The 15,473-nt window shown below is 61.1% G+C and carries 9 protein-coding genes; 8 read left to right on the plus strand and 1 reads right to left on the minus strand.

The window, feature by feature from the left end; translation table 11 throughout:
* Positions 1 to 120: 120 nt before the first annotated feature.
* From F1C16_RS09895 to F1C16_RS09920, 6 genes are all read left to right on the plus strand, one after another.
* Positions 121 to 3,495 carry a TonB-dependent receptor gene (locus tag F1C16_RS09895; protein ID WP_219733475.1) on the plus strand — a complete coding sequence of 1,125 codons (3,375 nt, stop codon included), beginning with the start codon at positions 121 to 123 and terminating at the stop codon, positions 3,493 to 3,495.
* Positions 3,496 to 3,514: 19 nt separating this feature from the next.
* Complete coding sequence (locus tag F1C16_RS09900) at positions 3,515 to 5,170, plus strand: RagB/SusD family nutrient uptake outer membrane protein (RefSeq protein ID WP_185284152.1); 1,656 nt, start codon at positions 3,515 to 3,517, stop codon at positions 5,168 to 5,170.
* A 1-nt stretch (position 5,171) separates the two neighbouring features.
* Positions 5,172 to 6,002: an endonuclease/exonuclease/phosphatase family protein gene (locus tag F1C16_RS09905; protein WP_185284153.1), complete on the plus strand. Its 831-nt coding sequence runs from the start codon at positions 5,172 to 5,174 to the stop codon at positions 6,000 to 6,002.
* 95 nt (positions 6,003 to 6,097) lie between these two features.
* Positions 6,098 to 7,951, plus strand: coding sequence for a PQQ-binding-like beta-propeller repeat protein (locus tag F1C16_RS09910; RefSeq protein WP_185284154.1), 1,854 nt, complete (start codon positions 6,098 to 6,100; stop codon positions 7,949 to 7,951).
* A 360-nt stretch (positions 7,952 to 8,311) separates the two neighbouring features.
* A complete protein-coding gene (locus F1C16_RS09915) occupies positions 8,312 to 9,241 on the plus strand; it encodes an AraC family transcriptional regulator (protein WP_185284155.1) in 930 nt (309 codons plus the stop codon).
* 200 nt (positions 9,242 to 9,441) lie between these two features.
* Complete coding sequence (locus tag F1C16_RS09920; RefSeq protein WP_185284156.1) at positions 9,442 to 10,335, plus strand: SDR family oxidoreductase; 894 nt, start codon at positions 9,442 to 9,444, stop codon at positions 10,333 to 10,335.
* 75 nt (positions 10,336 to 10,410) lie between these two features.
* Here F1C16_RS09920 and F1C16_RS09925 read toward each other — a convergent pair whose 3' ends face one another.
* Positions 10,411 to 11,421, minus strand: a complete 1,011-nt coding sequence (locus F1C16_RS09925) for an SDR family oxidoreductase (RefSeq protein ID WP_185284157.1) — start codon at positions 11,419 to 11,421, stop codon at positions 10,411 to 10,413.
* A gap of 253 nt (positions 11,422 to 11,674) precedes the next feature.
* On the opposite strand from F1C16_RS09925, the gene purU reads away from it, so the two are divergent.
* Both purU and F1C16_RS09935 read left to right on the plus strand, forming a co-directional pair.
* Entirely contained in the window at positions 11,675 to 12,508 is an 834-nt protein-coding gene (purU, locus tag F1C16_RS09930; protein ID WP_185284158.1) for a formyltetrahydrofolate deformylase, read from the plus strand.
* Positions 12,509 to 12,629: 121 nt separating this feature from the next.
* Entirely contained in the window at positions 12,630 to 15,473 is a 2,844-nt protein-coding gene (locus F1C16_RS09935) for a TonB-dependent receptor (protein WP_185284159.1), read from the plus strand.

The following is a 15,473-nucleotide window of genomic DNA, read 5'->3' on the forward strand; positions in this document are numbered from 1 at the left end:
TTTTCCCTACCCCTAAAAAAAGAGCCGGACGTGCGGCAAACACGCCCGGCCCCTGGCCTGCCCCGGCAGCTACTGGACATAGCCGCCGCGGAATCATCTAAAAACAAACCTTTCAAAAGTATGCTGAAAAATTTCTACTCCCGCATGGGGGCGGCTCGGTGCGTCCTGACGCGACCGGTTTGCCTGGGCCTGCTGAGTCTGTCGCTGGTAGCGTGGACCTCGCCCGAGCAGGCACAACTCAATATTCATCAGCGGGTTAGCGTGCAGCTACAAGGCAAGACGCTGCGCCAGACCTTGCAGAAGCTCAGCACTGTGGCCCACGTGCCCATTGCCTACGCCAACACCCTACCCCTGGACCGCAAAGTGACGGTGGAGGCCACCAACGAGCAGCTCGACGACGTGCTGAACCGGGTGTTACAACCCTTGCAGTTGCGCTACCGCGTGGTGGCCGAGCGCATCCTGGTGGAGCCCTTACCCATCACCAAACCCACCAGCGCCGCCCCGGCCAGCGTGGTAGAAGGTACCGTGCTGGATGCCCAGGCGGGCGGCGGCCTTCCCGGCGTGAACGTGCTGGTGAAAGGCACCACCACCGGCACCGTGACGGATGCCCAGGGCCGCTACCAGCTGACGGTGCCCGACGGCGCGACCACGCTGGTGTATTCCTTCATTGGCTATCTGACGCAGGAAGTGGCGCTGGACAACCGCGCCACCGTCAACATCCGGCTGGCGCCCGATACCAAGTCCTTGGAGGAGGTGGTGGTGATCGGCTACGGCACCCAGAAAAAGGTGAACCTGACCGGGGCCGTGAGCAACATCAGCGCCACTGACATTGCCGACCGCCCCATCACCAACCCTACCTCGGCCCTGCAAGGCCTGATGCCGGGCGTGACGGTGGTCAACTCCTCGGCCCTACCGGGTAGTAACGGCAATTCCATTCGTATTCGGGGGATAGGCACGCTGGGCAATGCCAACCCGTTGGTGGTGATTGACGGCGTGCCGGGCGGCGACCTGGACATTCTGAATCCCAATGACATCGAGTCGATTTCGGTGCTGAAGGATGCGGCTTCGTCGTCTATCTACGGGGTGCGTGGGGCCAACGGAGTGATTTTGGTGACCACCAAGCGCGGCAAAGAAGGCGCGGCCCCGGCCCTTACCTACACCAACTACTTCGGCTTCCAGACGCCCACCGCCCTCCCCAAGACCCTGGGCTCGGTGGACTACATGACCCTGCTGAACGAGGCCCAGCGCAACGTGGGCCGGGTGCCTACCTACACCGACGCCGAAATAGAAACGGCCCGCAATGGCTCCGACCCCAACTACTTCGCCAACACCAACTGGATTGACGAGATATATAAGAAAAGCGCCCCCCAGCAAAACCACAACGTGAGCCTGAACGGCGGGGCCAAAAACCTGACTTACTACCTGTCCTACGGCAACCTCAAAGAGGGCGGCCTCATCACCGGCGACAACTACCAGGCCCGGCGCAACAACGTGCGCGTGCGCCTGAGCGCCACCCTGGCCGACCGCCTGGACCTGGACGCCAACCTGGGCTATATCAACCGCGAAGTGCAGGGCTCGTCGGAGGGTGTAGGGTCGAACTCGGGGCCGCTATACGCCACGTTGCAGATTCTGCCGCTGGTGCCGGTGCGCTTCACCACTGGGGGCTGGGGCTATATAGGTGGGCAGCGCAACCCCGTGGCTGTGACCACCGACGGCGGCACCAACAACTTCCGCTCCCAGGAGCTAACGGCCAACATGCGCGGCACCCTGCGTTTGTTCGACGGCTTCCGGCTGCGTGGGCAGTACGGGCTGGTGACGTACAGCTCCAAGCGCAATATTTTTTCCAAGACCATCAACTACTACAGCCCCCTCGATAACTCGCTGATTTATCAGACTAACGCCAAAAACACCATCAGCGGGGCCAATTACATGCGTACCTACCAGACCTTTATCGGGATGGCCGAGTACGAGAAGCGCTTTGCCGATCAGCACGACGTGAAGCTGCTGCTGGCTGCCTCGCAGGAATCGACGGTAGGGGAAGACCTAACGGCCAGCCGCCAATCGTTGCCGACGCAAAGCGTGGGTGCCATTAATTTGGGTACTGAAAATCAGCTGAATAACGGACAGGCCTACCAGAACGCGCTGCGTTCGGTGTTTGGCCGGGCCAACTACATTTTCAAGGACCGCTACCTGCTGGAAGGCAACTTCCGCTACGATGGCTCCTCACGCTTTTCGCCCGATGTGCGCTGGAACCTGTTCGGTTCGGGCTCTGTGGGCTGGATTTTCTCGGAGGAGGCCTTCTTCGCGGGGCTGCGGGACGTGGTGCCGCTGGCTAAAATCCGGGCGTCGTACGGCACCCAGGGCAACGACTTGGTAGGAAGCGACTATCCCTACCTGGCTACCATTGGGCCAGTGAGCACCATGCCTATCGGCAACCAGCAAACGCTGGGCTACGCTCAAACCGGCCTACCCAACACGCGCCTCACCTGGGAATCGGTGCAGAAAACCGATGTAGGTATTGACCTGGGCCTGCTGCGCAACCGTTTGACAGTGAGCGGGGACTATTTCATCAACCGCACCAACGATATTCTCTTGCGCGTGGCGCTGCCCGACGTGCTGGGCGCCACCGAGCCGTCGCAGAATGCCGGTAAGGTGGAAAACAAAGGCTGGGAAGTGCAGGCCAGCTGGCGCGACCAGGTAGGCGAGTTCTCCTACGGCCTGTCGGGCAACCTCTCCGACGTGCGCAACAAAGTAGTGAGCCTGGGCGGCACGCCGCCTACCTTCGGCGACCGGGTGCGCTTTCTGGATGAGCCCATCGACGCCTTCTACGGTCTGGTGGCCGACCGCATTGCGCAGACCTCCGACTTCGACCTCGACGCCGGCACCAACCGCTACACGCCGCGCTTCCCGGTACTTGCCGGCGACCCAGTGCAGCCCGGCGACCTGATTTACAAGGACTTGAACGGCGACGGTGTGATTTCCCTTGACCAAGACCGGAAGGTGATTGGCAGCGCCATTCCGCGCTACACCTATGGCGTGCGGGCCAACGCCGCCTGGCACGGGATAGACGCCACCATCTTCTTTCAGGGGGTAGGCCAGGCCGATGGGTACATCTACGGGCCTGCCCGCCACGCTTACATCAGCGAGGGAAGTTTACCCCAGGAGATTCACCTGGACCGCTGGACGCCCGAGAACACCGGCAGCTCCTACCCGCGCCTCACTTATCAGCAGTCGCACAACCAGCGCCTGTCTACCTACTGGCTGGAAGATGCCAGCTACCTGCGCCTGAAAAACGTGCAGGTGGGCTACACCCTACCCGCCTCCCTCACGCAGCGGGTGCGCGTCAGCCGCCTACGCCTCTACGCCTCGGCCGATAACCTCTTCACGCGCTCGGATTTCTTCTACGGCTACGACCCCGAGTCGCCGGTGAGCCAGGGCGGCTTCTACCCCCAGGTGAAAACGGTGGTGTTCGGCCTCAACGTCACGCTTCAATAGTCTTTTCCTTCTTCTTGATATGAAACGTTTTGTAGTATACAGCCTACTGGGCCTGAGCTTATTAACCAGCGCCTGCCAGGATGATTTTCTGGACCGCGTGCCGCTGGATGAGCTGGTGGACGAAACCTACTGGGAAAACGAAGAACAGCTACGCCTGGCCACCGACGCCTGCTACGCCTACCTGAAAGCCAAGAACACGGTAGACATGGAGAATCTGGGCGATAACACCATCTGGCCTTCTGTCACGGACTACCAGCGCATTGCCAGCGGCAACTTCACCAACGACATTGGCGCCCTCAACAACGAGTGGACGGGTAGCTACGACGGTATTCGCCGCTGCAACGCCTTTCTGGCCAATTACCAGCGCGCCGAGGTGACCGACCCCGCCCGCAAGGAAGCCCTGGCCGCCGAAGTACGCGTGATTCGGGCCTACCTCTACAGCTACCTCACGGCCTTCTACGGCGACGCGCAGTTGGTGACGACCCCGCTGGAAATCGATGATCCGCTGGTGTACGGCACCCGCACGCCCCGCGCCGAGGTGGTTGACTTCATGCTGAAAGAGCTGGACGAAGCCGCGGCCGCCCTACCCGCCGCCATTCCTACGGGAGCCAATCTGGGCCGCATTAGCCGGGGCGCGGCATTGGCCCTGAAGGCCCGCGTGGCCCTGCAAAACCAGCGCTACGCCGCGGCCGAGCAGGCCGCCAAAGCCGTGATGGACCTGGGCGTGTACCAGCTCTACACTGCTGGCGGCACCGCCAACGCCTACCGCAACTTGTTCACCTACGCCGGCAAGCTGGCGGCCGGCGCCAACAAAGAAACCATCCTGGCCCGCACCCACCTGGCCGATATTTCCATGCACAACCTGAGCCGCGAGATTCAGGTGCCCGACCAGAACGCCCGCTGGAACCCCACTAAATCGTTGGTGGATAGCTATTTGTGTAGTGATGGCCTACCCATCGAGAAGTCGCCGCTGTATAAGGATACCACGTATGCCGACGTGTTCAAGAACCGCGACCCGCGCATGGTGCAAACCATCTTGCAGCCCGGCGCGGCCTGGGGCGGCCGCTTCGACGGCAACCCGCAGAACACCAACCCGGCCGTGTATACCACGCCCAAGTTCCGCTCCGACCGCCGCGGCTCGGTCACCATCACTGGCTACTACTTCACCAAGTACGTGGAGCTGAGCACGGTAGGGCAGGTTAGCCGCGACGCCAACGACATCCACCTGATTCGCCTGGCCGAGGTGCTGCTGATCTACGCCGAAGCCCGCCTGGAGCAAGGCAAGCTCACGCAAGCCGACGTGGACCTGACCATCAACAAGCTTCGCCAGCGCGTGGGCATGCGCAACATGAACCTCGCGGAGCTGACCACTAACGGCCTGGACGTGCGCACCGAGCTGCGCCGCGAGCGGCGCGTGGAGTTGGCCCTCGAAGGCCAGCGCTACTTCGACATCCTGCGCTGGCAGCAAGGCAACCTGCTGGCCGAAGACGTGAAGGGCATGAAGAAAGCCTGGGCACGCTCGGCCGCTGACGTTGCCAACCAGCCCACCGACGCCAACGGCTTCATCATCGTCAACCGCAACCGAACCTTCACGGCGCCGCGCAACTACCTGTGGCCCATGCCGCTGGTGCAGCTGGAGCGCAACCCAAACCTGGGCCAGAATCCTGGCTGGTAGTATGAAGAACCTATTTTCCTGCCTCCTGCCGCTACTGCTGGCGTGCAGCGCCACCAAATCGGCCGACCCAACACCTACCCCACTGGCCCCCGCGCCCGTGGCGCCGGCCCCTACCCTGCGCGTGATGAGCTACAATGTGCACCATTGCAGCCCGCCCAGCCGCCCCGGCGTCATCGACCTGCCGGCCATTGCGCGCACCATTGAGGCCCAACACCCCGATGTGGTGATGCTTCAGGAAATAGACGTGCACACCGGCCGCTCGGGCGCCGGCAGCCAACAGGCCCGCGAGCTGGCCGAGCAACTGCACATGCACGCCTACTTCGGCAGGGCCATTCCGCACGACGGCGGCGCCTATGGCGTGGCGCTGCTGTCGCGCTACCCATTGCAAGACACCATGGTGCACCGCCTGCCTACCCAGGACGGCACCAACGGTGAGCCGCGCGTACTGGCTGCGGCCACCATTTCCCTACCCTCGGGCCAGAAAATCCGCCTCGGCTGCACCCACTTCGACGCCCAGCGCACCGACCAGAACCGCCAGCTGCAAGCGGCGGAACTGGTGCGGTTGGCGCAGGCGGAGAAGCTGCCGTTCGTGGTAGCCGGCGACTTCAACGCGGAGGCCAGTTCGCCGGTGATGCAGCAGGTGGTTACCGCTCTCAAGCCTACCTGCCAGTCGTGCGCGCCTACCATCCCGGTGGTGACGCCCACCAAGGCTATCGACTTCATCACGTTCGCTCCGCAGGCCCGCTTTCAGGTGGTGAGCCACCAGGTAGTGGCCGAAACCTACGCGTCGGACCACCGCCCGGTGGTAGCCGAGCTGCGCTTTTCGAAGTAGGTATCAGCTACTGAAATACCTGCTCTTCAACCACTCACGCTGACAAAGGGCTGCCACGGTTCGGCAGCCCTTCTGTTTACGACTCGCTCCTACCTATGTCTATTCGTTTCCTGTTTCGCCTGCTGACTATCTGCCTGCTTTGGCCGAGTGCCGGCGCGCTGGCGCAATCCAACCCGGCTGACACCCTCCGCTTTGCCCTGATTACCGATACCCACATCGGCAAGGCTGGCAACGACAAGAGCCTGGCGCGCATTGTGGCCGATATCAACCGCAACCCGCGCATCCGCTTTGTGGTAGTGACGGGCGATGTGAGCGACTTCGGCCTCACCGATCAACTCCAACAAGCCAAAGCCCTGCTCGATCAGCTCAACAAGCCCTATTACTGCCTGCCCGGCAACCACGACACCGGCTGGTCGGCCAGCGGCGGACTGGCCTTCAACCAGTTGTGGCACGACCAGAAGTTTGTGGCCGATGTGCAGGGCGTGCGCCTCGTGGGCGTGAGCACCGGCCCGTATGGCCGCATGAGCCGGGGCTACGTGCCCCAGGACCAGCTGCGTTGGCTCGATAGCCTGGCCCGCGCCACGCCGCCTACCCAGCCGGTGCTGTTCTTCGCGCACTACCCCCTCAACGACCAACTGAGTAATGCGCCCGCCGTGCTGGCGCAGCTCCACCACTTCCGAACGCAGGCTATTTTCTGCGGCCACGGGCACGTGAACCAGGTGTTTGACTTCGGCGGCCTGCCCGGCGCCATGACCCGCACGGCGCAGCAGCGCGAAGGCAACGTGGCTTACAACGTGGTAGCCGTCACGCCCGACTCCGTGCATCTGCGCATGGTGCAGCCGGGGCAGCCGGCGCTGGCCCCATGGGCACGGTTTGCCGCGGGCCGGCCGCCCAGAGTAGCAACTCAAGCGGCAGCGCCCGTACTGCCTACCCCAGCCTACCCTTCGGGCAAAGCCATTTGGCACTACCAGGACCGCGGCAACTTGGTGGCCACGCCCGCCGTGTGGAAGAACTCGGTGTTGATCGGCAACTTGTTAGGCGAGTTCAAGTCGCTTTCCTTGCGTGATGCTACCCCCAACTGGACGTTTAAAAGTCGGCAGTCCATTTACTCTTCACCGGCCGTAGCAGGTCAGCGTGTAGTATTCGGCTCGGCCGATAGCACGATCTACTGCTTGCACGCCCGCACCGGCCGGGTACTGTGGCGGGTGAAAACCGGCGGGGCCGTGCTGGCTTCGCCCCTCATCGACCACAACACAGTCTATATCGGCAGTAGCGACTTGACCTTCCGTGCCCTTGATCTGGCTACCGGTAAGGTGCGCTGGGCGCACACCCAGCTGGCGGGCTTTCCGCCAGCTGCCCCGGCGCTGGCCGATGGAAAAATCGTATTTGGCAACTGGAATAAAACGCTCTACGCTCTGAACACCACCGATGGCACCCTGGCCTGGCAGTGGCGCAACGAGCAGCACAGCCACTACTACTCGCCGGCCATGTGCACGCCCGTTATCCAGCAAGGCGTCGTCTACACCGTAGCCCCCGACGAGCAGCTACACGGCTTCGACCTGCACACCGGCCAACCGGTAGCCGCTGATGGCCGCTGGCGCGTGCGTGAGTCGCTGGGCGGTGATGCGCAAGGCGGCCTACTCGTTGCCAAGACCATGCAGGACAGTGTGGTGGCCTGGCACACCCGCCCCGGCGCGGCACCCCAGCCGGCCTGGAGCCTGAATGCAGGCTTCGGGCAGGACTTTTCAGCTTCCATGCCGGTGGTGAGTGGCGAGTTGGTGGTATTCGGTACCACGTTTGGGCAGGTAGTTGCCGTAGACAAAACCACGCGGCAGGTACGCTGGCGGTATGCTCTGGGCGCAGATATGGTGAACACGCCCCGCCTCGTGCCGGGCCGCGGCGTGCTCGTTAGCAGCGCCGATGGTAAGCTGGCGCTACTAGCGCTGTAAGTGTCCTTATTTTAAGTAAGCATCAGATAATCAACACTTACCTATTGAAGATATTTAAGACGTTAGTTGCGTTTGAATAATCGTTTAGAGGATGTAGAGACGCATATGTGCGTCTCGTTGTCTGCGCCTCGTGGCCGAAACCGTTCAACGACGAGACGCAACTATGTGTCTCTACATCGTGCAACAACTAACGCAAACAGATTCTTAGAGTCTTCGCTGCCGCGCCAGTGACAAACCGATACTACGCCGCCTGATAAAACCTAGGGAACCTATTCGTCCTGCTACTATATCTATCGCTTCGTCGCTACTACCCACTCGTACAGCCTAAACCATTACCTTTGATTTTTACAACCATTGGTTATGGACCCCAACTCTCTCGAAGCCTTTTATACCAAGATTGCGGAGCAGGATAATGGGGACGCGGGCGTGATGCCGCCAGCGGATTTGCAACGGGAAATCGGCCATTTCAATGTGTTCAACGTGGCCGTGCTAATGCGGCGGCGTCACGAGCGGCCGCCGATGACCTTTGACCGGCGTGCCTTCTACAAAATCAGCCTGATTCAGGGCCGCAGCCGCATCGAATATGCCGATCAAGCCGTGGAGGTGGCGGGGCCGGCTCTGTGGTTTGCTACCTCGCGAGTGCCCTACCGCTGGCTTCCCCACGACCAGGACCAAACGGGGCATTTCTGCATCTTCACCGAAGAATTTCTACTTCCCGTGAAAGGTGCGCTGGCTGTGGAGGAACTGCCCGTTTTTCAACCGGGCGGTTGCCCGTTGCTACCCCTCAGCCCCGACGAACATGCTGCGTTGGCTCCTATTTTCGAGAAAATGGAGCGTGAGATGGCTTCCACGTATACCTACAAGTATGATCTGCTGCGCGCTTACTTATTGGAGCTGATTCATGCGGGACAGAAACTTCAGCCGGTTCCTATCCAAACGCCGGCCCACAACGCCTCGGCGCGAGTAGCAGCGCTGTTCACTGACCTGCTGGAGCGGCAGTTTCCGCTGGCTACCCCGCAGCAGCAGCTACCCCTGCGCACAGCCAAAGACTACGCCGACGCGCTGGCCGTGCACGTCAACCACCTCAACCGGGCACTTAAGGATACCACCGGCCACACCACGACCACCCTCATCAGCAACCGGGTAGCCCAAGAAGCCCGGATGCTGCTAAAACAAACCACCTGGACCGTCTCGGAAATTGCCGACAGCCTGGGCTTCGCCGATGTGGCGCACTTCTGCAACTTCTTCAAGCGCCAGACCGGGCTAGTGCCAGGGGCCTTTCGGGGGTAGAAGGGTAGGAAGAAAGAGGCCCATCAAAAAGCAGCCCGTCACGTCTCGACCAGTTCGACGTGACGGGCTGCTTTTTCTTAGAACGCCTTTCTCCTTTGTTTGAATTCTTCAGTAGATGGTTTGATCCGCGCAGACGTGCTACGCTCTGCTTGCCGGACTTTTGTGGAGTCATCAGCATCACACTTCACACAACCACACATATGCGCATTTTCGTTACCGGCGCTACGGGCTTCGTAGGCTCGGCCGTTGTACAGGAATTACTCGGCGCGGGCCACCAGGTGCTCGGCCTCGCCCGCTCCGAAGAAGCCGTTCAAGCCTTAACTGCTGCCGGTGCTCAGGCACACCGCGGCTCTCTCAACGACCTCGACAGCCTGCAACGCGCCGTCGCCGAAACCGATGGGGTCATTCACTGCGCGTTTATTCATGACTTTACGCAGTACGCCGCCGCGGCCGAAGCAGACCGCTGTGCCATAGAAGCCATGGGCGCTGCCCTGACGGGCTCAAACCGGCCCTTTATTGCTACGTCTGGCTTCGCTGGCCTCACACAGAACGGTGAGTTGCTGACCGAAGAGGATGCCCGTAACGCCAAGGTGCCCGCCATGCGCCACTCAGAAGACGCGGCGCTAGCGCTGGTGCCCCAGGGTGTGCGGGCGATGGTGGTACGCCTGGCCGCCTCGGTGCACGATGCCGGCGACCACGGCTTTGTGCCTACCCTCATCAGCATTGCCCGCGAAAAGGGCGAGGCGGCTTACGTGGGCGACGGCCACAACCGCTGGCCCGCCGTGCACCGCCTCGATGCGGCCCGGCTCTACCGGCTGGCGCTGGAAAAAGGCGTGGCAGGCGCCCGCTACCACGGCGTAGCCGACGAAGATATTCCGATACGGACCATTGCTGAAGTAATCGGCCGCCACTTGAGCGTGCCCGTTGTGAGTAAGTCGCCGGAAGAAGCTGGCGCACATTTCGGCTGGATGGCGGGCTTCGCGGGCCTCGACTTGGCTGCTTCCAGCGCCCTCACGCAGCAGCGCCTGGGCTGGCAGCCTACCCACAAATCCCTTCTGGCCGACCTGGAGCAGGGCGACTATTTCAGGCACTAAAAGTGAACAACCCGTTGTAATGAAAACGCCCCAGCATCCGCTGGGGCGTTTTCATTACAACTATATGCTATACGGCTATGGCAACCCGTTGCCGCCGGCCGCACCAAAAATCTGGCCTGTAGAATAGCTGGCCAATGGATCGGCGAGCTGCACGTAGATAGAGCCCAGCTCCGCCGGCTGGCCGGGGCGGCCCAGGGGCGTATCTTCGCCGAAGGTTTTCTGTTTCTCGGGCGTAGAGCCACCTTTGGCTACCTGCAAGGGCGTCCAGATGGGGCCAGGCGCTACGCCGTTCACGCGGATGCCCTTCGGCCCGAGCTGCTTGGCCAACGAGCGGACAAAGTTGGTGGTGGCCGCCTTGGTCAGGGCGTAGTCGAACAGGTTGGCCGAGGGGTCGGTGGCTTGCACGGAGGTAGTGCCGATGATGCTGGCGCCGGGCTTGAGGTGAGGTAGAGCCGCCTTCATCAGCCAGAACGGCGCGTAGATGTTGGTCTTGATGGTCCAGTCGAACTGCTCGGTGCTGATGTCGGCAATCGACTCGTGCGACTGTTGCCGGGCCGCGTTGCTCACCAGGATATCCAGGCCGCCGAGCTGGCGCACGGCGTCGTCTACCAGCTTCTTGCAAAAGGCCTCGTCGCGCAGGTCGCCGGGAATAGCTACGCCTTTCTGGCCCGCTTTCTTGATCAGGTCGATAACTTCCTTGGCGTCGGCTTCCTCGGCGGGTAGGTAGTTGATGGCCACATCGGCCCCTTCGCGAGCGTAGGCAATGGCGGCGGCGCGGCCCATGCCAGAGTCGCCGCCCGTGATGAGGGCTTTGAGGCCTTTCAGGCGGCCCGAACCTTTATAGCTGGTTTCGCCGTGGTCGGGGCGCGGCTCCATTTTGCTAGCCAAGGCTGGCCAGGGTTGCTCTTGCGCCTTGAAAGGCGGTTTGGGGTAGGCGGTAGTAGGATCTTTGAGGACAACGGGAGCAGCCTTATCGGTAGCGGTTGCTGCTTCGGCCGACAGCATCGGCGCCGCGGCAGCTACGGCCAGACTGGCGCCTAACCCACTGATTATCTGACGACGACTCAGTTTATTTTCTTCGTTCATAGCCCTTCAAACGGGCACCAGCGCCTTTGGGTTAGGCCACGAAGAGTGTAACTTTCGGCCTTTTCCACCCTACCGAGTGTGCTGCTGAGCGCTTTGGCCGAACAATACGGCTTGCTCAGCATGAGAGGGGCGTACTGGTAGGCTGCGTTGGCTGATTGTTCGGTAACAGGTAGGCAGCTCTGTAGCCCTAACTTCTACTGTGGCTTTTTTGTGGCCGTCATTCTGTATTCTTGTGGCGCTACCCTACCCTTCTATGGCTAATACCCTGCTGATTCATTGCCCGGACGCGCCGGGCCTCGTCTATAAGATTACTGGCGTGCTGTTTAGGCACGGCCTCAACATCCTGCGCAACGGCGAGTTTGTGGAGCGCCACGACAACCACTTCTTCATGCGCACAGAGTTTGCCGGCACTTTCGAAGCCGAGGCGCTGCAACAGGAGCTGCGGGCCGTGCTGCCGCCCACGGCGGTGTTGCGCCTTTCTGATAATTGCCCTAAGCGCATTGTGCTGCTGGCTACCCGCGAGTACCACTGCCTGGGCGAGCTGCTAGTGCGCCACGCCTTCGGGGAGCTGAATGCCGAGATTCTGGCCGTGGTGAGCAACCACGAGGTGCTGGGCACCCTCACGCAGCAGTTCGGCATTCCCTTCCATCACCTGCCTCACACCGACCGCACCCGCGAGGCCCACGAGGTCGAAGTGCTGGCCGTACTGGCCGGCTACCAACCCGATTTTGTAGTACTGGCCAAGTACATGCGGATTTTGTCGTCGGACTTTGTGGCGGCCTACCCCAACCGCCTCATCAACATTCACCATTCGTTCCTGCCCGCTTTCGTGGGGGCCAGTCCCTATGCGCAGGCCTACGAGCGGGGCGTGAAAATCATTGGGGCCACGGCGCACTTCGTCAACGAGCAGCTCGACCAAGGGCCCATCATTGCCCAAAGCGTCATCCCCATCGACCACACGCGCAGCGCCCAGGACATGGCCCAAGCCGGCCGCGACGTGGAGAAAATCGTGCTGGCCCGCTCCCTGCAACTGGTCTTCAACGAGCATGTGTTCGTGCACCGCAACAAAACCATCATCTTCGATTAATCTGACTTATTCAGTAGATAATACAGGCGTCATATACCTGCGCATTCCATAACAATCACTTAACAATCGGGACAAAATAGGGCAATCTAGCCGGGGGAGCTTTGCAGCATAATTCAAACCTATGCGGCACCCTCTTACTCTACTATTTTTTCTGCTGCTCAACCTGAGCAGCCTCGCAGCCCTGGCCCAAACGGGCACCGTTCGGGGCACTGTGAAGGACGCTACCACCCAAGAACCTCTGATTGGGGGCACGGTACACCTGGAAGGCACTACCCTAGGCGGCCCAACCGGGGTAGACGGTGATTTTATCTTGGAGAAAGTACCTGTTGGGGAGTATACCCTGGTAGTAACCTCGGTTTCCTATAAGCCCACCACGGTACAGAAAGTGGCAGTGGTAGCCGACAAAACGACGGTGATTACTACCACGTTGGAGTCGGACAACAAGCAGCTCAGCGAGGTAGTGGTGACGGGCGTGCGCCGCACCAACACCGAAATGGCCGTGATTACGGAAATCCGCCAGGCCAACGTGGTGGTAAGCGGTATTTCGTCGGAGCAGATTGTAAAAACCCAGGACCGCGACGCGGCCGAGGTAGTACGCCGCATTCCGGGCGTGACGATTGTCGACAACCGCTTCATCCAGATTCGGGGCCTGAGCGACCGATATAATACGGTGTGGCTGAACGACGTGACGGCCCCCAGCTCGGAAACTGACCGCAAGTCGTTTTCCTTTGATGTGGTGCCTAGCTCGCTGCTTGACCGCGTGCTGGTGTTCAAAGACCCCTCGCCGGAGCTGCCGGGCGATTTTGCCGGTGGCCTAGTGAAAGTGTACCTGCGCAAGCCCAATTTCAACGAGCGCCTGCTCACGGTGAACTACTCTTCGGGCTACCGCGACGGCACCACGGGCAAGAACTTCTACAGCGACAAAACCCAGGCCGGCGACGCCTTTGGCTTTGGCGCAGTGAAGCGCAGCCTGCCCGGCGGCTTCCCTACCCTGGGCACGGCCTACCAGCAATACGAGCGTGATTTCTACGCCCGCCAGCTCGAAAACACCTTCCCTATCTATAAGATGAAGGCCATGCCGGACATCCGCTTCAACGCGGCCTACATGGACCAGATCAACCTGAGCAACCTGAAGATTGGTAGCATCACGTCGGTGAACTACACCAACACCTTTACCAACTTCCAGATTGACCGCAACCTGTACGACGTATCGGGTGAGCGCACCGACCAGTTCAAGGACAACCAGTCCACCAACAGCATCCGTCTGGGCGCTATCCAGAACTTCAACGTGGTGCTGGACAACGGCGACCGGCTGGAGTTCCGCAACCTATTCAACCAACAGGGCCGCAACCAGGTGACCACCCGCCAGGGCTTCGACAACAACGGGCAGCAGGTGCGCAACAACTACCTGCTGGGCTACCAGGGTCGCACCACCTACACGGGTCAGCTGGCCGGTCAGCACTCCTTCAACAAGGAAAAAACGAAGCTGGACTGGGTAGGCGGCTACGGCTACTCCAGCCGCAACGAGCCCGACCTGCGCCGCGTGTCCTACCAGTCGATTCCGGCTACGACCGATGGCGGCGCGCCGACCGAAACCGTGCTAACGCCGGCTACCGGCCAGGTGGACGTGAACAACGCTGGCCGTCTCTACCAGAAGCTCAGCGAGCATAGCTACACCCTCAACGCCAACCTGAAGCACAACGTGGTAGTGGCCGACCGCACCGTGGAAATCGGCGCCGGCACCTACCTGGAGTACCGCAAGCGTGACTTCAACGCCCGCGCTTTTGGCTACTCGCTGAACACCAGCGGTATTCAGGGCCTGCGCAACGAGGCCGTGGGCAACATCTTCAACCCGCAGAACATTGGCTCGGACGGGTTCCGCATGGATGAGGACTTGAACTCGACCTACCGCTACAATGCCTCCAACGAGCTGGAAGCCGGCTATGTGTCGTTCAACATCCCACTCACTACCAAGCTGAAAGTGGTGACTGGCGCCCGCTACGAGCGCAACGTGCAATCCATTGCCACGGGCATCAACGGGCAGCCGGTAGAGCAGGACGTGACCACCAACTTCGTGCTGCCCTCGGCCAACTTCAGCTACAACTTCAACGAGAAAAACCTGGTGCGCCTGGCCTACGGTCGTAGCCTGAACCGCCCCGAGTTCCGCGAAGCCGCGCCGTTCTTCTTCTACGATTTCGACTTCAACGTGCTGAACTACGGCTCGTTGTACCTGAACCCCGACTCGCCCTTGAAGGTAGCCACCATCGACAACTTCGATATGCGCTATGAGCTGTACCCCAGCAGCGGCGAGCTGATCCACGTGGGCGCCTTCTACAAGCACTTCACGAACCCCATCGAGAACGTGGCCGTGCTGACCACCAACCTGGCGTACACCTTTGCCAACGCGCCCAGCGCCTACGCCTACGGGGTGGAAGTAGACATTAAAAAGAGCCTGAATTTCCTGGACGACGCCTTTGGCACCACGGGCCTGCGCAACCTGTCGGCCGTGTTCAACGCTTCGCTGATCAAAAGTGAAGTATCGCTGGGCCAAAACATTGTGGCTTGGGATAGGAACCGCGCCCTGCAAGGCCAGTCGCCCTACGTGTTCAACGGTGGCCTGTACTACCAGACGCCCGACAACAGCTGGCAGGTGTCGGCGCTGTACAACGTGTTTGGCCCGCGCATCCTGTTTGCCGGCAGCATCGACTACCCCGACGTGATTGAGTTGCCCCGCCACACCGTGGATTTGTCGCTCACCAAAACGATTACCGACCGCCTGACCCTGAACGCCGGTATTCAGGACCTGCTGAACCAGAAGGTGAACCTGGTGCAGGACTTCAACCGCGACAAGAAGTACTCCAGCGCTGATCCGTCGCTGACGGGCTACCGCCGCGGCACCTACTACACGCTGGGTCTGCGCTTCAACCTGGAGCCCCGCACGCGTCCGCTCACCCCAGTGCCGTAA

The sequence above is a fragment of the Hymenobacter sp. NBH84 genome (assembly GCF_014217645.1).
GTDB classification, from domain to species: domain Bacteria; phylum Bacteroidota; class Bacteroidia; order Cytophagales; family Hymenobacteraceae; genus Hymenobacter; species Hymenobacter profundi.

Bases quoted from the DNA above. Each gene is read 5' to 3' on its own strand.
- F1C16_RS09910 (WP_185284154.1), top strand. From the start codon at position 6,098: ATGTCTATTCGTTTCCTGTTTCGCCTGCTGACTATCTGCCTGCTTTGG.
- F1C16_RS09915 (WP_185284155.1), top strand. From the start codon at position 8,312: ATGGACCCCAACTCTCTCGAAGCCTTTTATACCAAGATTGCGGAGCAG.
- F1C16_RS09925 (WP_185284157.1), bottom strand. From the start codon at position 11,421: ATGAACGAAGAAAATAAACTGAGTCGTCGTCAGATAATCAGTGGGTTA.
- F1C16_RS09935 (WP_185284159.1), top strand. From the start codon at position 12,630: ATGCGGCACCCTCTTACTCTACTATTTTTTCTGCTGCTCAACCTGAGC.
- F1C16_RS09895 (WP_219733475.1), top strand. From the start codon at position 121: ATGCTGAAAAATTTCTACTCCCGCATGGGGGCGGCTCGGTGCGTCCTG.
- F1C16_RS09920 (WP_185284156.1), top strand. From the start codon at position 9,442: ATGCGCATTTTCGTTACCGGCGCTACGGGCTTCGTAGGCTCGGCCGTT.
- F1C16_RS09905 (WP_185284153.1), top strand. From the start codon at position 5,172: ATGAAGAACCTATTTTCCTGCCTCCTGCCGCTACTGCTGGCGTGCAGC.
- purU (WP_185284158.1), top strand. From the start codon at position 11,675: ATGGCTAATACCCTGCTGATTCATTGCCCGGACGCGCCGGGCCTCGTC.
- F1C16_RS09900 (WP_185284152.1), top strand. From the start codon at position 3,515: ATGAAACGTTTTGTAGTATACAGCCTACTGGGCCTGAGCTTATTAACC.